Below are 24,047 nucleotides of genomic sequence, written 5' to 3' on the forward strand. Positions count from 1 at the left end.
CTTTTACATAATGAAACAGGATAAATAAAGTGAAAAAAGAACTTATTATTAGTGCAAGCCATCCCATCATTAAAAACCATCAAGCCTATGGTCAGGCGTTATTACCAGGATTAGCTTATATTGATTTGTTGTACCAATTTTTTCGGGAACAGGGGCATGGTTTCGAGGCGTTGGAGCTTCGTAACTTGTCCATTTATCGTCCCTTGATAGTTGACAAAGGTACGAGTATTAAGCTTCTACTACAAGTAGATGAAGTATCTAAAGGGCTGTGGTCGATCCAATTGCAAGACTGGCAGCAATGCGATCGCCAGGTGGCTACAGAGTCACTACTTTATATCAAGGCAGAAATGCATCATTGCAGTGAAGCGCCAGTTTTTGAAGACTATCTAGATTTTCAAGCTCTCCAAACCGCCAGTAAAACACAAATCAGCTTGCATGATATCTATACACAGTGCAGTTTCCAGGGTTTAATTCATTCGGGAATGATGAAGGCAGAAGGAACAGTTTACACCCTGGATGACGCACAAATTGTAGAGGTTTCTTTGCCAGCAGCAGCCGCTTCTACTGCTGCTGATTTTATGTTTCACCCCACCCTTATAGATGGTAGCGGCGTAGGTTCATCAAATTTGTTTGCTACGCTGGTTGAAGGTGAAGATCGCTTGTTTATACCCTTATTCTATGAAAGTTTTCGTGCTTACTCGTTGTTCCGGCAAAAGTGCATTGTTAGGGTGAAGACAGCATCGGTAAAACGAAAAAAAGATATGATTTATATAGACTTAGAGTTTTTTAACGACTCTGGTAAAAAAATTGCGGAATTAAAAAACTTTGTTAATAAGCTGGTTCGAGAGTCCGCTTTTATTAATCCGAGTCTAAAAAAATCAGACGATGTGCAAGCGCCCAAGCTGAATGAGGAAAAATCTAGCCAACCACAAGCAAGCTCATCTCAGATAGACAAATCTGAGGCCTTTGAAAGCATGGAAGACTTGCTAAAACAAATCATTGCCTCATATTTAGAATGTGCGCCAGATCAAATAGATACTAATGCTAGTTATTATGAACTCGGTATGAATTCGGCAATGCTGTTGCAAGTAGTCACAGCATTAGAGGAAAAATTCGCTGTTAAATTAATTCCCACTCTGTTATTTGAATACACAAACATTGAGGAGTTGGCTACTCACTTAATAAATGAGAATTTTACAAATAAAAGCTTTACCAATGAACTGAGTGCTAATCCAGTACAAGCCAATGTTATTAAAACACCCTCTAAACATGAGGGCGATATTGCCATTATCGGCATAGCAGGGCGGTATCCCAGTGCCAACAATATCAATGAATTCTGGCAAAATTTAATCGCAGGCAAAGACTGTATTAGCGAAATACCCAAAGAGCGATGGGACTGGCGCAGCCTTGCCGAACTCAAATCACCGTCGGGTAAAAGCGTGTCAAAATGGGGGGGGTTTATACAAGACCCCGATTGCTTCGATCATCAGTTTTTTCGGATTTCTCCACGGGAAGCCGAAGTCTTAGATCCGCAGGAACGCCTGTTTTTGCAAACCTGCTGGGAATGCATTGAAGATGCTGGCTATACGCCCGAAACACTAGTATCTCGGCAGCAAGCGAAACATCGTCAGCAAAGTGTTGGTGTGTTTGTCGGCGTGATGCATAAAGATTATATCTTTCTTGGCACAGAGGCTATTGACCGTGGAGAGCAGTTTCTTTTGTCATTAAACTATGCGCCGATCGCCAACCGGGTTTCCTATTTTTGTGATTTTCATGGACCCTCTATGGTCATCGATACCGTGTGTTCATCCTCACTTACCGCCTTACACCTGGCTTTGGAAAGTATTAGACACGGAGAAAGTGATATCGCACTAGCCGGAGGAGTAAACCTGTCATTGCACCCGAATAAATATATCACCTATGGTTTGCTGGATATGTATTCCAGCGACGGGCGTTGTCGAACTTTTGGCAGCGGTGGGGATGGTTATGTTTCCGGTGAAGGAGTGGGTGCTGTTGTTTTGAAACCTTTGGCACTGGCTATTCAAGATCGGGATCATATTTATGCGGTGATAAAAGGCAGCACGATAAATCATGTGGGCAAAGTATCCGGAATCAGCGTGCCGAATCCGGTGGCGCAGGGTGATATGATTTTACAATGCCTAGAAAAAACCGGCATTAACCCACGAACGATTAGCTATGTCGAAGCACATGGCACCGGCACTTCCCTTGGTGATCCTATCGAGATCCAGGGCTTAAGCAAGGCTTTTAAAACCTACACTAACGATACACAATTTTGTGCTATTGGCTCTGTTAAATCCAATATTGGCCATACCGAGTCGGCTTCTGGCATCAGTGGTTTGAGCAAAGTAGCCTTGCAACTGCACTATAAAACACTGGTTCCGTCACTACACTCCCAAGAAATTAATCCTCACCTTGATTTGCAGACATCGCCCTTTTATGTTCAGCATCTAACCCAGCACTGGGAGGGGACATCACGCCACCCACGGCGGGCAGGCTTAAGCTCGTTCGGTGCAACCGGGTCAAATGCTCATGTGATTCTGGAAGAATATATTGCCGAGCAAAGCGAAGCCGTTTCAGTGCAGCCTATAGAGGATGTAGAGAAAAGTATGCCTGTGCTGATTCCGCTATCCGCTAAAAATGAGGAGCGTCTCAAAGAAGCAGCACAAAACCTCTATCAATATCTAGTCTCTAATACCGAAAGTTTCGGGGAGCAGAAAACTGCGCTGCTTCGTGACATAGCCTACACCTTGCAGGTAGGCCGAAAAGCAATGGAAACACGGCTGATTTTTCTTGTCGATCGCAAACAGCAGTTAATTGAAAATCTCAAAGCCTTTTTGGATGGTGATAGTAGCAAGGAAAATAGTTGGCACAACAAACAGGTTAAACAGCAAAAAAATTCCCGCCAAGGCGAGAATAGCGAAGCAGTGTTACAACAGTGGATGCTTGAGGGCAGACTCGATAAAATTGCACAGGCATGGATTCAAGGTATACCTTTGAATTGGGACTACCTTTATGAGTTGGAGAGTTCTTTAGCAAAACCAGGCCGCGTCAGTTTACCGACTTACCCTTTTGCAAAAGTGCGTCATTGGGTGCCGATGAAAGTTAAAACTGCGCCGCTCTTTGCTGCCCTTCACCCCTTGTTGCACCGCAATACCTCTACACTTAGTCAACAGCGTTTCAGTTCTACTTTTAGTGGTGAAGAATTTTTTCTCGCCGATCATCGGGTGCAGTCCCAAAAAATTCTGCCAGGTGTTGCTTATTTGGAAATGGCGCGAGCTGCTGTTGCGCTGGCAACTTCAACAGGAGATTCTAGCACAATAGGATTCAAGAACGTTATTTGGCAACAACCGCTGGTCATTGATGGCACAGAAAACCCAGTTCATATTGGCTTGTTTGCCAAACAAAATTCACAAGTCAGTTTTGAAATTTACACTGGGGACGAACATGACTCTAGCGATCGCTTTGCTGATCGGCAAAACCGCACCGTTCACTGCCAAGGCATTGCCATTTTCAAGAGAACAGATAGTGAAAGTTACCTGGATCTTGACGATTTGCACCGAAAAACCGATCGAAACCATTTCACACCAGAGCAGTGTTATCAAGCTTTTATGGCTATGGGCATTGATTACCGCGAAGGGCATCAAGGCATAGCAGCAGTCCATGTTGGCAATGATCAGATATTGGCAGAACTCAGCCTGCCAGCTTCTGTTTTGGACAATTATCAACAATTTATACTCCATCCCAGTCTGCTTGATTCAGCGTTGCAGGCGGCAATTGGTTTTGCTCTTGGCACGCAGACATCCGGCTCAGAACAAAAGACTTCTTTACCTTATGCTTTAGAAACGTTAGAAATAAAAGCGAAATGCAGCACATCCATGTGGGTTTGGATACGCTATGCCGGCAACAATAAACCGGGCATCCCGATTCAAAAATTTGATTTAGATCTGTGCGATGACAGTGGCAAAATTTGTGTGCTGATGAGAGGTTTTTCTTCTCGTCTCTTCCGCTCTCAAGAAGCGACATTGCCTCCTCTGCTGCACCCCTTATTGCATCAACAAGTCCGCACAGATGACTCAGCGGGCGATCGCTTTATCAGCCGATTCACCGGAGAAGAATTTTTTCTGCGAGATCACCAGAAAGTCATGTTGGGCGTGGCTTACCTGGAAATGGCTCGTGCTGCTGGTCAGTTTAGCACTGGGCAGAAAATTCTGGGACTGAAAAATATTGTTTGGAGCCAGCTTCTTCTCATCGCTGGGCAAGATCGGGATGTATCTGTTCAGTTGCATCAGCAAGACGATCGCCATCGTTTTAGTATAACAACAGGAAATGGGGCTGCGCTAGAGAACATCCATTTTCAGGGTCAACTTGTTGTTGACCAGGCGTCTTACCCACCCACACCTGCCAGACTTAATATTCAAGATATTCTATCCCGCTGTCCGTCCAGCGTAGAAACTGCCGATTGCGATCGACTGCTACAATCCACCCACGGCATCAGCCTACTGACAATCAAAAAATTGTGGCACAATCAAAATGAAGCCTTGGCTTTACTGCAATTACCCGATTTTATGCGATCGGGACGTGCAGATTATACGCTTCACCCAAGTATGATGAATGGCGCTATCCTCAGCAGTGTTGTCTTTTCTTTGCTGAATGGACAGCGGGAACATCTGCCCATGCCTTTTGTCTTGGACAAGCTTTGGATATATCAGGAAATGCCTGAGCGGGTCTATGCATATATCAGCTTGAGTTCCGCCAACAAGCACGATATTGAGCTAGTGGACGAAAAGGGAGAAAGTATTGTTTCATTTAAAGGCTTTACCGCTTCTATTCAAGGTGGATTACAAGGTCTTGGGAATAGCGAAAAAAACACAGAAAAAACTATTGCACAAAGCAATACGATCTATGCAACCACTCAATGGCAGGAAAGCGCCTTGTCTGCTGACAAGCACTTGCCACAAACAACAGCAGCAGCGCCCATTTTTATTCTTACTCAAGAAAATCCAGAGCTTAACAACGTATTGAGCCAAAGATGGCCGACAGCAAATATTGAAACTCTAGCATCAGTGGACGCAGATATCGCCGAAATTGTTCAGGCGAACTACCTGCGGGTTTTTCAGCGTATCAAAACCTGCATCGCAGAAAAGCCTAAACTTATCCAGCCAATTGTTATACTTGTTCCTGAAAACGAAACCACTTATCTTCACGCTGGTTTGGTCACCATGCTAAAAACAGCGAGATTTGAAAATGCCAAAATAACAGGCAAATTGATTCGTTACGCGGTTGATGATAAAACAGAAGGCTTTGCTGAACTTGTCGCGGCGGAAATGGAACTGGCGGCAGCGGATGTAGAAGTCTGTTATACCCAAAGTGGAACTAGAAAGACTAAAAAGCTAAATGAAATATCCGACTTTGACAACAGCCATGAAAAGCCTGTTTTCAACGATTTATTACATGAAGGTGATGTGGTTTGGATTACTGGTGGACTGGGCGGGTTAGGGCAAATTTTTGTCAAACACCTTAGTCAGACAAAAGGCTTAAAGCTAATTTTGAGTGGGCGTTCTCCCTTAAATGCAGCAAGAGCAAAAGTGTTGCACGAACTTCAGCAGGCGGATGCCGAGATTAGCTATCTAAGTTGCGATATCAGCGATAAAAAAGCAGTGGCAGCCCTTGTCCAAAGTATTCAGAAAAAATATGGCAAATTAAATGGCATCATTCATAGTGCTGGACTAAACCAGGATGCCTATATCCTTAATAAAACGAGTGAAGAATTTATCACCGTATTGCGCCCTAAAGTAGCGGGAATTTTAGCGATAGAGGAAGCCTGTCGAGATATTCCACTGAGTTTTATAGTGTTATTTTCTTCAATCGCAGGGGTTTTTGGCAGTATTGGCCAGGTCGATTATGCAACAGCGAATGCTTTTCTGGACAGCTTTGCCGAGGCGCGGAATCTCCGTGTCCAAGCAGGGAAGTGTTTTGGTAAAACAATTGCCATAAATTGGCCTCTATGGAGAGACGGAGGCATGGGAGTGGATGCACAGAATGAAACTCTGATGCAGAAAAATACTGGCATGATGGCGTTGACAACCGATGCAGGGTTAAACGCATTTGAGTTGGCTTTATCTTCTGAATTTAACCAGATTTTCGTAGCTCAGGGCGAAACCGAAAAAATCCGCTCCCGTTTGTTGTCGTCCTCGCAAGGGGCGGAAAGTCAGCACCAGGTTCAAGCAGATGAAACCGAGCCATTGGTTCAGAAAAATCAGGATGAGCAAAACCAACGGGCATCCCTGACGCGGTTACTACATAAGGATTTGGCTGCATTTATCTGTCGCTTACAAAAAGTTAAGCCCGAAGAAATCGACATTGAATCCGAGTTTTCCAACTATGGTTTTGATTCCATTAGCTTTACCAGTTTTACCAATTATTTAAACGAAATGTATGGCTTGGAATTAATGCCTACGCTCTTTTTTGAGTATTCCAGTGTGCGATCGCTTGCCAACTCGCTGCTAGAGAACCATCAGGAAGCTTTGCTGAAAAAATACAAACTCTCAAAAAAAGCTGCTTTGCCAAGCCAAGCTCAAACCCAAGTCTCAGCAGAGCAGATTAGTAAAAGCCAGCCCTTTGTGCCTTTACCAGCTGCACCTATTCACTCAAACTCTACTCAAGAGAAGAGAATCCCAGAGCATCAGGCTAAAACTGACGCGCTCGCCATTATTGGTATGAGTGGCAAATTTCCTGGAGCAGAAAATCTGAGGGAGTTTTGGCATAATCTAGAGGCAAACCGCGATTTAATCAGCGAAATACCCAAAGACCGTTGGAATTGGCGAGATTACTACAGTGACGACCAAAACGAAAGCGGCAAGACCAAGATTAAATGGGGCGGTTTTATTACTGATATCGATCGCTTCGATCCTTTATTTTTTGGTATTTCCCCGGTAGAAGCCGAGTTAATGGACCCTCAATTTCGTCTCTTTTTGGAAACAGTTTGGGCGACGATTGAAGATGCAGGCTATCGCTCAAGTGATCTGTCTGGTAGCAAAACCGCTGTTTATGTGGGGGTAACTACCACAGATTATAAAGATTTAATGCAGCAGGCCAAGATTAAGGAAAATTCCCAAGAATATTATGGAATGTTTCCATTTATGCTGGCCAACCGTGTTTCTTACTTACTGAATTTTCGCGGTCCCAGCGAGGCGATAGATACCGCTTGTTCCAGTTCCTTAGTTGCTATTCATCGTGCCATAGAAAGCATTCGCCAGGGAAGCTGTGAGATGGCAGTGGCTGGAGGTGTAAATATTATTGCCAACCCACAATTGGTAATTGCGGCGGCTCAAGGCGGTATGTTGAGTGAAGACGGACGTTGCAAGACCTTTGATAAAAGCGCCAATGGTTATGTCAGAGGTGAGGGCGTTGGCGCTATTTTGTTAAAACCCCTGGCAAAAGCCATAGAAGACAATGACTCTATCTACGGAGTTATTCGCGGTTCAGCAGAAAATCACGGTGGGAGAGCGACTTCGCCCACAGCACCTAATCCGGTAGCGCAGCAGGAGTTACTAATTTCGGCTTATACTCAGGCAGGGGTAGGCCCTGAAACCGTGGGTTATATTGAAGCCCACGGCACAGGAACCCCCCTTGGCGATCCGATTGAATTTAATGGTCTGAAAAGCGCCTTTGCCCAGCTTTATCAACAAAACGGCAGATCCCCTGCTGACAAGCCTCATTGTGCTATAGGCTCGGTGAAAACCAATATCGGACATTTAGAAGCCGCTGCGGGAATTTCAGGTGTTCTGAAAGTCCTATTGATGATGAAGCATCGCATCATTCCTGGTAATAGTCATCTTCAGGAGCCAAACCCTTACTTACAATTGGCTGGTAGTCCCTTTTATCTAGCCAAGGACACTCAAGCCTGGGCTGCTTTACATGATAAGGCTCAAAACCCCATACCCCGACGTGCAGGGGTGAGTAGTTTTGGGATTGGCGGTAGTAATGTACATCTTGTTTTAGAAGAATATGTTGCCAAGCCAGTCGCTGAACTAGACAGCGACGACGCCTCATTAATTGTTTTATCAGCAAAAAATCAACAGCGTCTGGTTGAGATTGCCAAGAATTTGCATGACTTTCTCATTGCCAGCCGTAAATCCTCCCAGAGAGACTTGCGTCTTTGTGATATCGCCTATACGCTCCAGATAGGACGTGAGGAGATGGAATATCGTTTGGGCTTCCTGGCTTCCTCCATTGAGGAACTTGAAGAAAAGCTCGCCATTTTTACTAGCACCCAAGGAGAAAATCAAGACTTATACCAGGGCAGCACTAAAGGAAATAAGGATACCTTAGAGGCTTTTGAGTCCGATGATGATTTACAGGAAATTCTAGCAAAGTGGATTGAACATAGGAAATTTGCAAAAATTTTAAAGCTGTGGGTAAAAGGGTTGTCTGTGAACTGGGGTCAACTTTATCGCGGAACGTTACCCCGGCGTATCAGCTTGCCAAGCTATCCCTTTGCTCGTGAAAGTTACTGGATTCCTCCTGCATCTGTTCAGCCTTTGCCTGTACCTGATACATCGTCGCCATCTCTCCCGCCAGCCGATAAAGCTGTCGGCTTATTAATGTGTCAGCCGATCTGGAAAGAAAAAGCAGCCACTGGCAAGTCCAACTCAGTTACTCTTGCTTCCCTGGATTATAGCCAACACCTGATTCTGTTTTGTGAAATGGATCCACCTCCGGGTTTACAAGACTGTTTATCTAAATGTGGCGTTTGTCATGCACTTCAGGCTCAAGGTGAAGATTTGGCGCTAAGTTATCAGTCCGTTTGCGAACAGGTTTTTACACATCTAAAAGAGATTCTCGAAAACAAACCAAAGGGCAAGGTATTTGTGCAGATTATAATTCCCGGTCCAGGGAAAGACGATGCTAAAGCCACAAGTCCCCTGTTTCAAGGTCTTTCGGCGTTGCTGAAAACTGCCCATTTGGAAAATCCCAAAATCATCGGGCAACTGATTGAAATCGATTCCCATGATACTTACGATCAACTGATTAAGCGAGTGCAGGAAAATAGCCAGTTGCCAGAAGATGTTCAGGTGAGATACCGCTATGGGCAACGTGAGGTGATTTCCTGGGAAGAACTTCCTTTTTCAGGGGAAAAAGTCGCTCATATCCCTTGGAAAGAAGGGGGGGTATATTTAATTACCGGTGGCGTTGGTGGCTTAGGTTTGATTTTTGCGAGGGAAATTGCTCGTCGTGTCAAAAGCCCAACCATCATTCTGTCAGGTCGCTCCCACTTAAGTCAGGAAAAACAGTATCAATTGCAACAAGAAGCCCAACTATTGGGTGCGCGGATCGAATATCGACAGACCGATGTCAGCCAACAGAAACAAGTGGATGACCTGATCCAGGGTATCCTAAGCGACTTTGCTAAACTTGATGGGATTTTACATACTGCTGGCCTGATTCACGACAGCTTTATTATTAAAAAAACGGCTGTGCAGTTTCAACAGGTACTGGCTCCCAAAGTGTGCGGCACAGTGTATTTGGATCAGGCAAGCAAGGAAATAAACCTGGATTTCTTGATCTTGTTTTCCTCTGGTGTCGCAGCGCTGGGTAATGCTGGTCAGGCAGACTACGCTGCGGCCAATGCCTTTATGGATGCCTATGCCGATTATCGTCATGCTCTGTTTGTGTCAAATAAACGCTTTGGTCGCAGCCTTTCTATTAACTGGCCGCTTTGGCAAGAAGGCGGTATGCGTGTAGATGAGCAGACGCTGAAAGCGTTGGAGGAAAATTCAGGTATAAGATCGCTGCAAACCGACATTGGAGTAGAAGCTCTGTTTCGTGCGCTGAGTTTAAAATCGAACCAGGTCATGGTGGTGGAAGGCAATCTTACCAAAATCCGACAAGGGTTGTTTGCTGCATCAACAGAAACCCATCGCCATGAATCTTCATCTTCAAGTTTTGTGGTGGATGAGAAACGCCTCCTGGCTAAGACATTGCACGAGTGTAAAAGTCTTTTTGGTGGCATTATCAAATTATCCGCAGATCGAATTGAGACAGAAGAACCGCTGGAGAGCTATGGAATTGACTCAATGATTATTTTCCAAATGAATCATCGTTTGGAAGCAATTTTTGGTGAAATCTCCAAAACTTTGCTGTATGAATATCAGACGCTGGGAGAACTGGCAAGTTATTTAACGACAGAGTATAGACAAGAATGTATAACCTGGACTGGCTTGGCTGTTGACTCCACAACTGGCAAATCAACAACTTCAGAGCCTAAAATCGCTTCAGAGTCCAAAATTGCTCCTGAGCCTAAGTCATCATCAGGTTTTTCTGTAAATACATTGACACCGTTGGAATACGAACCGATTGCGATTATCGGACTGGCTGGCCGATATGCTCAAGCCAACACGCCGCAAGCTTACTGGGAAAATTTGCAATCAGGTAAGGACTGTGTGACCGAAATCCCTCCAGAACGCTGGTCTCTGGAAGGCTTTTATCATGAGAATCTCGAAGAGGCTATTGCTCAGGGTAAGAGTTACAGTAAATGGGGAAGTTTTATTAACGGTTTTGCCGACTTTGATCCGCTGTTCTTTTCAATTTCTCCCCGCGAAGCCATTGGTATTGATCCGCAGGAGCGCCTGTTTCTGCAAAGTGCTTGGGAGGCGATAGAAGATGCAGGCTACACTAGAGAAACACTGCGAGATCAGTTTCGACAACGAGTCGGGGTATTTGTTGGTATTACCAAAACAGGTTTTAGTTTATATGGACCAGAGCTATGGCAGCGTGGTGAAATTGTCTACCCGCATACATCTTTTAGCTCAGTGGCAAATCGCATTTCTTATATTTTAAACCTGCGCGGCCCAAGCTTACCGATAGATACTATGTGTTCCTCTTCGTTAACGGCGATTCACGAAGCCTGCGAACATATACGTCGTGGGGAGTGTGAATTGGCTATTGCTGGTGGTGTGAACTTATACCTTCATCCGTCTTCCTATGTGCAGATGTGTGCAGCCCATATGCTATCTCAGGATGGGAAATGTAAAAGCTTTGGCGAAGGCGGTAACGGTTTTGTGCCAGGTGAAGGAGTAGGCGCGGTATTGCTTAAGCCACTCACCCAAGCAATTAGCGATCGCGATCATATCTATGCAGTCATTCGTGGATCGAGTGTGAATCACGGCGGCAAAACCAATGGCTATACAACACCTAATCCGAATGCACAAGCAGAACTAATTGAGGAAACTTTGGACAAAGCCGGGGTGGATGCACGCACACTCAGTTATATTGAGGCGCATGGGACGGGAACTGAACTAGGCGATCCTATCGAAATCAGCGGCTTGACCAAGGCTTTTCAGAAACATACTACCGCTACTAATTTCTGTGCATTGGGTTCGGCTAAATCCAATTTAGGTCATCTGGAAGCAGCCGCAGGTATTGCAGGGCTGACTAAAATTATCCTGCAACTGAAACACGGGCAAATTGTACCAAGTCTTCATGCCACTGAATTAAACAGCAATATCAATTTTGCCAAAACCCCCTTTGTGTTGCAACAAACACTCTCATCCTGGAAAAGGCCGCTAATTGATATCAACGGTGAAACCAAAGAATATCCCAGAAGGGCGGGAATTTCTTCCTTTGGTGCTGGTGGGTCGAATGCCCATCTGATTGTGGAGGAGTACGTTGAAGAAACCAGAGAATGCGAACTGCTTGCAGCAGCGCTTGGCGACGAGACCCAAATCATTATACTATCAGCGAAAAATGAAGATAGTCTCTACTCTGCTGCCAAAAATTTACATGATTACCTGACTTCAAAACTAGGAGCAAATTTAAAACTACGCGACATCGCCTATACTCTCCAGGTGGGGCGTGAGGCAATGGAAGAACGTTTAGGGCTAATTGTCCGTTCCCTGGAGGAGCTAAAACAAAAGCTTAACGGCTTTGTTGCGCGAGAAACCGGCATGGAAGATATGTATCGCGGGCAGGTAAAAGGAAATAAAAAATCACTGGCTTTATTTGCTGACGATGATGAACTTCAGGAAGCGATAGAAAAATGGATTCAACGCCGAAAATTCGCCAAGTTAGTGGAACTTTGGAGTCAGGGATTAGCGGTTGATTGGAGCAAACTTTACCGCGAACCAAAACCCTATCGCGTTACCCTACCAACCTATCCCTTTGAACAAAAAAAATACTGGATTGAAACAGCACTTAATCCCAAACCCAAAAATTTGACTTTGCCAGAAGAGCAAAGCACTGTCCAATTACATCCCCTCATCCACCAAAATACCTCAAATTTTCTCAAACAACGCTTTAGCTCAAGCTTTAGCGGTAAAGAATTCTTCCTAGCGGACCATCTGGTGCAAGGGCAACGGATTCTACCGGGGGTTGCTTATCTGGAAATGGTTCGCATGGCAGTCACCCTGGCTGTGGATACGCAAAGGTCGGAGTGTGATTTACGTTTTTCTAATATCGTTTGGCTCAGAGCAATTGTTGTCGGGAATTCGCCACTCACAGTGCATACCATTTTGCATGTGGAAGATGGCACAACCATTAGCTTTGAAATTTATACTAATGCAGACATACAAGAAAACAACGACGAGGCAAATACTGTCTTACATTGCCAAGGCAGTATCGAGCTTTGCTTTTTAGACAAAAGGCAAGCTTTAGATGTGGCGAATTTACAAAGCCAGTGTCAACAAACCCATCTTTCTGCGGCTCAATGTTATCAGGTCTTTGAATCTGTCGGGATTAAATATGGTCCAGGGCATCAGGGCATTGATACTGTCTATATAGGAAATCAACAGGTACTAGCAAAACTGCGTCTTCCTCCCTCTGTTGCAAACACGGCGAATCAATTTGTTTTGCATCCGAGTTTGATGGATTCTGCCTTGCAGGCTTCCCTGGGATTGGGTATAAATGGTGACGTTTCCTCTCACCCCAAACCCTCCTTGCCCTATGCGCTGGAAGCACTGGAAATATGCGATGGAGGGTTAATGCCTAGCTGGTCTTGGATTCGTGAATCCGACCACAGCAACGCAGAGATTCAAAAACTTGATATTGATTTATGCGATGATCGGGGGCAGATTTGCGTTAGTATGCGGGGGTTTTCTTCGCGAGTGCTGGATAGGGCATTAGTAGCGCCAGATGCCAGTTTAACCCTGCTCAACCCGGTATGGAATGTCATCTCAGCCAAGCAAACAGAAGTCCAGCACGATGCTTCTAGCGAACTGCTTGCAGGAGCGCTAGTTCCCTCCGGGACGCTCCGCGAACGCGATCGCGTGATTATTATCGGTGGCAGCGAACAGCAAAAAGTTGCCATTAGGCAGATTTATCCTGATGCTTTGTGGTTGTCGGAAAATGAGTTTGAGGAGATAAGCCGCCAACTTGAGGCCTTATCCTCTCAAACGAATGTAGTGCAGATTATCTGGATAGCGCCAGATCGGCCCCTAATCTCCGTCAGGCAAGAATCACTAATTAGCGAACAAAACCAAGGGGTGCTTTATCTCTTTCGTCTGCTTAAAATGCTGCTGGCATTCGGTTACGGCGATAAAGTGCTGCACTGGACAGTCATCACCACGCAAACACAAGCGGTACGCAAAAAGGATGTTATCAACCCCACTCATGCCAGTGTACATGGACTAATCGGTTCACTTGCTAAGGAATATCCGCATTGGAAAATCCGCTTGTTGGATATGGAGGCAGATCGGGATTGGCCTGTTCACGAGATGCTGGCATTACCTGCGGATGAAAATGGGGATGCAGTCGCCTATCGGGCAAACGAGTGGTTTAAACAAGCGTTGGTGCCTGTTTTTGAAACTGATAGTTCATCACAACCCTGCTACCGTTCACAGGGGGTCTATGTGGTGATTGGCGGCGCGGGTGGTATTGGCGAAGCCTGGAGTCGGTGGATGATTGAGCAATATCAAGCGAAGATTATCTGGATCGGCAGAAGAAAAAAAGATGCTTCCATTCAGGAAAAACTAGACGCTTTATCAAAACTCGGCACTCCACCAAGCTATATCGAAGCCGATGCTAGCGACTTAGAAGCTTTACAAAAAGCGTATCAGGAAATTAAACGCAGCTATGGTAATATTCATGGTGTCATTCATTCGGCAATTGTCCTGGCAGATAAAAGTCTGGCTAAAATGGATGAACAGCAATTCCAAGCCGGGCTGAGGGTTAAAGTCGATGTGAGTGTGCGTCTGGCGCAGGTATTCGCCCAAGAAGCACTAGATTTTGTCCTGTTTTTCTCTTCTATTCAGTCCGTTGCGAAAATGCCGGGGCAAAGTAATTATGCGGCCGGATGTACTTTTAAAGATGCTTTTGCCAGCCTTCTGGCACAGGAGTGGTCTTGCCAGGTCAAAATCATCAACTGGGGCTATTGGGGTAGTGTCGGTATTGTGGCAACAAACGCATATCGCGATCGCATGGCGCGGGCAGGAGTGGGGTCAATAGAGCCACAAGAGGGTATGGCAGCCATAGAAAGCCTCCTGCGATCGCCACTGAATCAGTTGGCATTGTTCAAACAATTACCCTCAGCGAGCAACACTCAGCCCTCAGAGAATCAACACTTCGAGGAATGGATCGCAACTTATCAAGACGAGCTTCCTTCCTGTATTGACAGTTTGCAAAAATATCTTCTGCAACAGCCCCTGCCTGCGATCGATATCAAGGCGGAGGCTGCTGAACAAGCCACGACAATGGAAGAAATGTTGGCCAAATTACTTTTGGCTACTTTGCAGTCATTAGGCTTATTCAAAGGGCGTTCCGAACCAAATGTTTTAGCGATCGCTCCTCTCTATGAGCGATGGCTGGAAGAAAGCTTGGCAGTCTTGCAGACAAAAGGATATCTTGAATATGATGGACAGAGTTATAGGCATAAACTGTCATCTGTTGATCTGGCATACTTATGGCAAGAGTGGGATAGGGTAAAAATTCTCTGGCTAGAAGATAGCAATCAAAAGGCACTAGTGACGCTGGTAGAAGCGTGTTTGCGCCCCTTGCCCGAAATTCTTACAGGAAAACAACAGGCAACCAATGTTATCTTCCCCAATTCCTCTATTGAACTGGTAGAGAATATTTATAAAGGTAACGTGGTTGCCGATTTTTATAATCAAACGCTTCAAAATAGTGTGGTGGCTTATATTCAATCACGATTAGCGCAAGCCCCCATGACGCAAATCCGGATACTTGAAATCGGTGCCGGAACAGGTGGAACCACCGCCGGGTTACTGGCACAACTCCGCCCATTTGATCATAATATCGTAGAGTATTGTTACACAGATATTTCCAAAGCATTTTTACAACATGGTTTGCGAGAGTATGCCCCTGAACACCCGTATATTGTGACGCAGATTTTTGATGTAGAAAAACCTCTCGCTGAACAGGGTATACAGGCTAATCACTACGATTTGGTGATTGCGGCCAATGTACTACACGCTACCAAAAATATTCGCAATACTTTGCGTAATGCGAAAGCAAGCTTACGTAAACATGGCTTGATTTTCTTGAATGAAATGAGTACTAAGTCCTTATTTTCCCATTTAACCTTTGGTTTGTTAGAAGGTTGGTGGCTGTATGAGGATGCGGCTTTGCGAATGACTGGAAGTCCGGCATTAAGTTCGGCAAGTTGGGTGGATGTTTTGACAGAGGAGGGCTTTAGTCCTGTTACTTTTCCGGCGTTGTTTTCAGCGAAATCTGCACATGATTTTGGTCAGCAGATTATTATCGCCCAAAGCGATGGTATTGTTAGGCAAAGGTCTCATCGTCAGGCATCACCATTGCTGCCGTCTGCACCCACGAAGCAAAGCTTAGAGGTGAAGGAAAAAGAAATCCAGCAGACACAGCCTCTAGCTAAATCTAATCTGACAGCAAACGCTGAAACCCTACGTGAGAAAGCTAAGGTTTACATCAAAAAACTGGTTGCCTCGACGTTGCAACTTTCAACTGACCAGATCGACTCTGCACAACCCTTAGAAACATATGGTCTGGATTCGATTTTAGTGGTTCAATTGACCAGTACTTTACGTAAAGCATTTAAAAATATCAGCAACACATTATTTTTTGAAGTACAAACGATTGATGGTGTTGTTGATTATTTACTTGAAAGTCAGTCCGAGGAATTTGTAGCCTTGCTTGGGCTGGAAAAGCGGCTTATCGCTGAAACAGCGATCGCACAAAGTACAGCAATTGAGGTATCCAAAACCGAAAGACAAACAAACGGGGAAAATCGCCCCTTACTGAAACCGGATTTTAGAACTGCCCAACGGTTTAATGCTTTGGCTAAAGCACCAGAAAATGGATCGACATCTAATCAGGATATCGCCATTATCGGACTGAGCGGACGTTACCCCCAGGCTGATAATATCAATGATTTTTGGCAGAATTTAAAAGCCGGTAAAAACTGTATCACCGAAATTCCCCAAGAGCGTTGGGACTGGAAGCAATATTTTGATGCAGAAAAAGGTAAAGAAGGAAAGCTCTACACTAAGTGGGGAGGCTTTATTGACGATGTAGATAAATTTGACCCTTTATTTTTCCAATTATCGGCGAGAGAAGCCGAGCGCATGGATCCTCAAGAAAGACTATTTTTGCAGTCTGCCTATAACTCTATTGAAGATGCGGGTTATACACCTGCAACGCTCTGTAACACCCGCAAAGTAGGGGTTTTTGTTGGGGTAATGAATAGCACTTACCCACGTCAGCCCAGCGACTGGTCGATGGCCAATCGGGTTTCCTACCTGTTTAACTTTCAAGGACCGAGCCTGTCAGTGGATACGGCCTGTTCGTCATCACTAACAGCACTACATTTGGCAGTAGAGAGTTTGCATAGTGGCACCAGCGAATGCGCGATTGTCGGTGGTGTGAACTTGATTCTCGACCCGATTCAATATTTGAGTCTCAGCGCCATGATGATGCTTTCTTCAAGCAACGAGTGTAAGTCCTTTGGTGATCGGGCCGATGGCTTTGTCGATGGGGAAGGCGTGGGGGCGGTGGTCTTAAAACCCTTGGCGAAAGCGGAGCAAGACGGGGACGCTATCTACGGCATTATTAAAGGCAGTATGATCAATGCAGGCGGAAAAACCAATGGTTATACCGTGCCTAATCCAATAGCGCAATCTCAGTTGATTCAGGAAGCCCTGGCACGAGCTGGTGTTAACCCCAGAACAGTTAGTTATCTGGAGGCTCATGGCACGGGTACGGTATTAGGCGATCCGATTGAAATTACTGGCTTGAGTAAAGCCTTTGGCCATAGTGAGGATAAGCAATTTTGCGCCATAGGTTCGGTTAAATCAAATATTGGCCACACTGAAAGCGCGGCGGGTATTGCTGGTTTAACCAAGGTATTGCTGCAATTGAAGCATCGCCAATTAGTGCCTTCTTTGCATTCCCAGCAGCTAAACCCCCATATCAATTTTGCTGATACGCCCTTTGTTGTGCAGCAAACTCTTGAACCCTGGCAAAGACCAGTGCTGAAGATCAACGGGGAAACCAAGGTGTATCCGCGAATTGCTGGAATATCATCCTTTGGTGCTGGTGGTGCTAATGCTCATGTTATTATCGAAGAATATATTAATGATGAGGAAATGGATCTGGCGACTCGGGCTGGTGAAGAAGAAGTAAATAGCGACTGCTTGATTGTTGTTTCTGCCAGAGATGAAGACCGACTCAGGGAACTTGCCAAAAACTTGTGCTCTTACGCAAGAGATTGCAGTGTGGCAGATCGGGGCAGAACACAATCAGAACGCCTGCAAGCTATCGCTTATACTCTCCAGGTTGGGCGCGAAGCAATGGAAGAGCGTCTGGGACTGATTGTAGCCTCCCTTACAGAACTAAGTGAAAAACTTCAGGGCTTCTTGGATGGACGAAGCGATATTGAAGACCTCTATCGGGGACAGGTAAAACGCAATAAGGATGCCATATCTATACTTGCCAGTGATGAAGACTTCACAGAAACTATTGATACCTGGATTCACAAACGCAAGTATGGCAAAATTTTAGAACTTTGGGTCAAAGGCTTTGTTTTTGACTGGAACAAGTTATATGGCGAACAGAAACCGCCTCGTCTTCACTTGCCAACCTATCCTTTTGCGCGGGAACGCTATTGGGTAAAAGCGATCGATCTGTCACTCGCTTCTACTGCGTTAGTGGCTAATCATCAAAGTAAAGAGATGATTCATCCTCTAGTGCATAAAAATACTTCCAATCTTGCAGAACAACGTTTTACCTCAACATTTAGCGGACAGGAGTTTTTTCTGGCAGATCATCTGATAAACGGAGACAAGGTGTTACCCGGTGTCGCCTATCTGGAAATGGCACGATTAGCGGTAGAGTTAGCGTTACCAAACTGCTCAACAAACCTAGAAAAAACTTATATTCAACTTAAAAACATTATTTGGGCAAAGCCCTTTACTTTCAACAGTCAAACCCAAACCATTCATATCAAGATTTTTCCAGTGACCTTTGAAGATACTCAGGAAAAAAATACTAGCTTCAACAATAACGGCGAGGTTAGTTTTGAAGAAATTGGTTATCAAGTTTATTCAAACACAGCCGCAGAAAATAAAGTTATTGTCCATAGTCAAGGTGTCGTAACTTTCAGTAAGATTTGCGAAGTTCCGGCTTTGGATCTATCAGCCTTGCAAGAGAAGATAAATCAGAAAAAATTCTCTAAACAGCAATGTTATGATGCTTTTAAAACAATGGGGATTGAATATGGTAAGGGTCAACAAAGCATAGAAGATATCTATGTTAGTCCTAGCCAAATCAGTGGCTGCGAAGTTTTAGCAAAACTCAAGTTACCTGCTGTTATTGCTGATACTAATAGTGAATTTGTTCTTCACCCCAGTATTATAGATTCAGCCTTTCAAGCTTGTATTGGATTGACGGTTGGACAACCTGCATTTGAGTCTGGGCAGGTTTCAGTTCCCTTTGGCTTAGACAGGCTGGAAATCATTAGAAAATGTCAAGAGACGATGTGGGCTTGGATACGCTATTCCGATCGCAATTCCGCCAGCAGACAAAACTCAAATTATAGCGTAACCAAAATTGATATCGATCTGTGTGATGAAAGCGGTAATATTTGCGTTCGGATCAAAGGATTTTCTACTCGTACTCTGGCGATAGAAGAAAGCAAATCGATTACAACTTGGGTAGGCTTTCCTATTTGGAAAGAAAAAGCATTAACTGAAGACAAAAAATCTAAATATGCTCAACGCATTGTAATTTTGTGTGAAATGGAATGGTTTGGCAATCGCCTAATTACATCTCAAATTGAAGGCGCAGTGTGTATTCATTTGACAACTCAAGTAAAAACACTGGCAGAACGCTTTCAAGAAATTACGGTTCAGGTCTTTGAGCAAGTAAAAGCGGTACTCCAAGAAAAAAGCATAGGGGCGACGTTGATTCAGATTGTAATACCTTCTTCAGGAGCAACGTATCTCTTTAGTGCGCTTACTGGATTGCTCAAAACGGCTCACTTGGAAAACCCAGCGATTCTGGGGCAACTTATCGTTGTAGAGTCCAATGAAACCCAGTTAGCTCTGATTGATAAAATTCAACGAAACAGTCATTGCCCTGAAGATACTTTTATCCGCTATCAACAAGAAAGACGCGAGATTATTTCATGGCAACAACTGTCGGTTTCAGAACAGTCCATGCAAATTCCCTGGCAGGAAGGCGGTGTTTACCTGATTACAGGCGGACTAGGTGGACTGGGATTCATTTTCGCCAAACATATTGCACAGCAAACAAGGGAAGTTTCTCTAATTCTAACCGGAATATCTGTGTTGGATGAGCGTCGGCGTGAGCAGATGCAAGAACTGGAATCTTTGGGGGCTAAAGTAGACTATCGGCAGATTGATGTCAGTCAGAAGCAGGAAATAGAACGCTTAATTGAAGACATCGAAAACAATATCGGATCGCTTAAAGGTATTTTGCATAGCGCCGGTATTATTCGGGATAATTTTACGATCAAGAAAACAGCGAGTGAGTTTCAATCGGTGCTTGCGCCTAAAGTCGATGGCGTGATTCATTTGGATGAGGCGACTAAAGACTTAAATCTCGACTTTTTCATTTTATTTTCTTCTCTGGCAGGCAATAACGGCAACGTGGGACAGGTAGATTATGCCTGCGCCAATGCGTTCATGGATGCTTATGCCCATTATCGTAATGACTTGGTTGCTGTAAAAGAACGTGTTGGACAAACCCTTGCCATTAATTGGCCGCTGTGGCAAGAGGGCGGGATGCAAATCAATCCACAGAGTGAAAAGACCATTCTGCAAAATTCGGGACTGGTGCCAATGCAGACAGAACTGGGAATTCAAGCCCTGATTCAAGGTCTTTCTTCAGGACAAAGCCAAATCATGGTTGTGACCGGAGATATGGAACGCCTGCAAATTTCCCAGCAGCCACGTCCATTAGTTCTGCCATCTCAAATCGATATTGAACAGGTCGGCATTCATGCAAAGGAGTTTGAGTCCAGGTCAGTTGATTATTTCAAAAACTTAATCTCGTCTATATTAAAAATACCTGCTCATCGAATTCAAAACGACGAATTGCTGGAGACATACGGCATCGATTCTGTTGTGATTATGCAATTAACCAATCAGTTGGAAAAAGTTTTTGGTTCTTTATCAAAAACCCTCTTTTTTGAGTATCCAACGATTGATGAAATAAACCAGTATTTTGTCGCGTCTCATATAGAAAGACTTCAGGTAGTCCTTGGTTTAAATCAGGCAAAGACACCTGAAAATCATCCCTCGGCTTTCGTCGATGAAGTTAGTCCCAAGGTAAATCAACAATCTCGCTTTTTGGTTCATACGCCAAGCTTATCGCCATTACCTGTTGCACAAACGCAGGATATCGCCATTATCGGTGTTTCTGGACGTTATCCCCTATCTCCAGACCTGGAAACATTCTGGGAAAATTTATCTCAGGGTAAAAACTGTATTACTGAAATTCCCAAGAGTCGCTGGGATTACAACTTGTATTTTGATCTTGAGCCTTCTAATTCCAGTAAGACGTATAGCAAGTGGGGCGGTTTCTTGGACAACATAGACAAATTTGACGCTCTGTTTTTCAATATTTCCCCTCGTGAAGCTCAGTTAATGAACCCCAATGAACGCCTTTTCCTGGAAACAGTCTGGGATCTGGTGGAACGTTCGGGATATACACCGGAAAGAATGCAGGAGCAACACAAGAATAAAGTGGGGGTTTATATCGGGGCGATGTACCAGCAGTATCAAGCATTAGCTGCTGACCCCATACAAGAGTCAATCCTTTCCTTATCTTCTTATAGCGCGATCGCCAATCGTGTGTCTTACTTTTTTGATTTTCATGGACCTAGTATGGCGATTGATACAATGTGTTCCTCTTCATTAATCGCCATACAGTTGGCTTGTGACAGTCTGCTTAAAGGTGAATGTCAGATGGCGATCGCTGGGGGCGTGAATCTTTCGATTCATCCCAACAAATACATTGGCTTAAGCCTGAGCCAAATGATTAGTCGGCAAAATACCAGCAAAAGCTTTGGCGAGGGGGATGGTTATATTCCCGGAGAAGGTGTTGGTGCGGTATTGTTAAAGCCCCTTGCCAATGCCATAGAAGATGGGGATTCCATTTTGGCAGTTATTAAATCCATTAGTACCAATCATGGCGGGCATACTCACGGATTTCATGTGCCGAACCCAAATGCACAAACCCAGTTAATTGAAGATAACTTCCGTAAATCTGGCATCGACCCACGCACGATTACTTATATTGAATCGGCGGCTAATGGGTCTCCCCTGGGAGACCCGATTGAAGTCAATGCCCTCAATAAAGCTTTTCAAAAATTCACTCAGGATCAGGGCTTTTGTGCGATTGGTTCGGTAAAATCAAATATAGGTCATGCAGAGGCGGCTTCTGGAATATCCCAACTGACAAAAGTAATTTTACAGATTCAGCATCAACAGCTTGTACCGTCAATTAATGCAGAATCGCTTAATCCGAATTTAAGCTTCGACAGATCGCCTTTTTATCTGCAACAAAAACTTCAACCGTGGCAACGGCCGGTATTAAATATTGATGGACAGGAGCGGGAGTTTCCCCGACGTGCAACAGTTAGCTCCTTTGGTGCTGGGGGTTCCAATGCACATTTGATTATCGAAGAATATATTCCTTCTCTAGGTAAGAACAAGCTATCATCTGATATTGATTTTCCAGGCGATCGCGCGGAGCGCACTGCCGGAGGCGATCGCAATCTGATGGTTTTCTCCGCCAAAAGTAGCGATCGTCTTCAGGCGGTTCTGCAACAGATGAGCCATTTTGTTCAATCCAATGCACAAATTTCCTTAAAGAATATGGCTTATACCCTCCAAGTGGGGCGTATGGCAATGACACATCGAATCGCAATTCTGGTAAATAATCAAGAAGAATTGATCCAGGGAATCAAGGAGGCTTTGAATTGCTTAGAACAAAATGCCGTGATCGACACGTCCATTCCGGTGTTTATGGGCGATCTGGAGGCAGATAACTCACAAGTGAAGCATCTGCTTTCTGGTAAATCTGGAGAGGCGATGATGAAAGTGCTGTTGGCCGAAAATAACCTGGAAAAAATCGCACTTTACTGGGTTAAAGGAGGTAAAATTCCCTGGCAGTCACTGCATAAAAAAGGTCAGGCTTCTATAATTTCTCTGCCAACCTATCCCTTTGCCAAGCGGCGCTGCTGGGTTGAGGCTAAAGTTGAGGTTAAAGTTCCATTTCAAGTTCAGTCCGAGGTTCAGACAGAACCGCTTTCTCAAAGCGTTGGCGATCAAAGCCCCGCTGGCAAAAACATAGAGGCCGCATTTATAGATATTATGCTTCTAACCTTAGGGCTGACGGCGGAAGAAATCAATCTCAATACCCCACTGGTTCAATATGGGGTTGATTCCATTATGTTTCTGCAAATTTTCCAGCAAATAAAATCCAATATCGATGCTCGCGTTAACTTAGGGCAGTTGCTGGAATGCCAAACAATGCAGGATATGCTTCTCTATTTGAAATCGCAAAGAGATATGCCGCAAATCGAGCTAGAGCAGGCGAATCAGCAAGTGGTAGGTTTCTTTTCGTCAGACGACATTCTTTTCCCGGAGCTGATCCAACTTAATTCGAGTACCAAGGGAAGACCTGTTTTCTGGTTCCATGGGATCGCAGGCGTTAAGGTTTACGAGCCCGTTGCTGAAAAAAGCCAGCGCCCCTTCTATGGCATTCAGCCCTGGAGCTGGATCGACAAAACCCAGATTACTTCTCATATACAACCCATGGTGAAGCGTTATCTTGAGGCCATACGATCCGTGCAGCCGGAGGGTCCCTACGATTTTGGTGGCTATTCCTTGGGTGGGATGTTTGCTTATGAAGCAACCCGTCAATTACAGGAATTGGGAGAGAGTGTTGAGAGCATTGTGATGGTAGATACGTTACAGTATAACCCTGGTGACATGGATAAATACTCACGCAAAACAAACTATCTGATTGCCTTGAACCGAGCCTTGACCTTATCTGCATGGCAGGAATCAGAAAAAACCGTGCAGGAAATGCTTATTAATTCAGATGAACTGGATGCAAGCCTAAGTGACGACGAATATTTAACTCAACTGATCGCCTTGGCTAAAAAACGAGGGTTGGTGAAAACAGAGACGGAAATACGTGCCAGCCTCGAACAAACAACAACCCTAGATGAATTTTATCAAACCGATCCCTTTACTTTTATGTCGCTGCCCGATACCAACGCGGTTAACTGCTATTATTTCCGCAACAAGAACGGATCCATGTTGGGCGATCGGGCTCCATATTATTTTGCGACACCAGAGGACAGAGAAAAATTTGCCACAATCGATCACTTAGCTGCTTCGCAACAGTGGAAAAAGAACTTGCCGAATATGCAAATTATTGATGTTGATTCGTCCAGTCACATGACAATGTTCTCGGAAGAGAAGTCACGCCAGACGATTATTAAATTTTGTGAAATACTGTATTCTGAAAAAGGACTTTCGGATACATTTCTTAAATTACTTAATTGA

The 24,047-nt window shown here is 44.6% G+C and carries 1 protein-coding gene; it reads left to right on the plus strand.

Going from position 1 to position 24,047, the window contains the following annotated elements; all coding sequences use genetic code 11:
- Positions 1-29 precede the first annotated feature (29 nt).
- Positions 30-24,047, plus strand: a complete 24,018-nt coding sequence (locus tag QUB61_RS07430) for an SDR family NAD(P)-dependent oxidoreductase (protein WP_333125617.1) — start codon at positions 30-32, stop codon at positions 24,045-24,047.

Source organism: Microcoleus sp. C2D2, assembly GCF_036702495.1.
In the GTDB taxonomy this organism is placed as follows: Bacteria; Cyanobacteriota; Cyanobacteriia; order Cyanobacteriales; family Microcoleaceae; genus Microcoleus.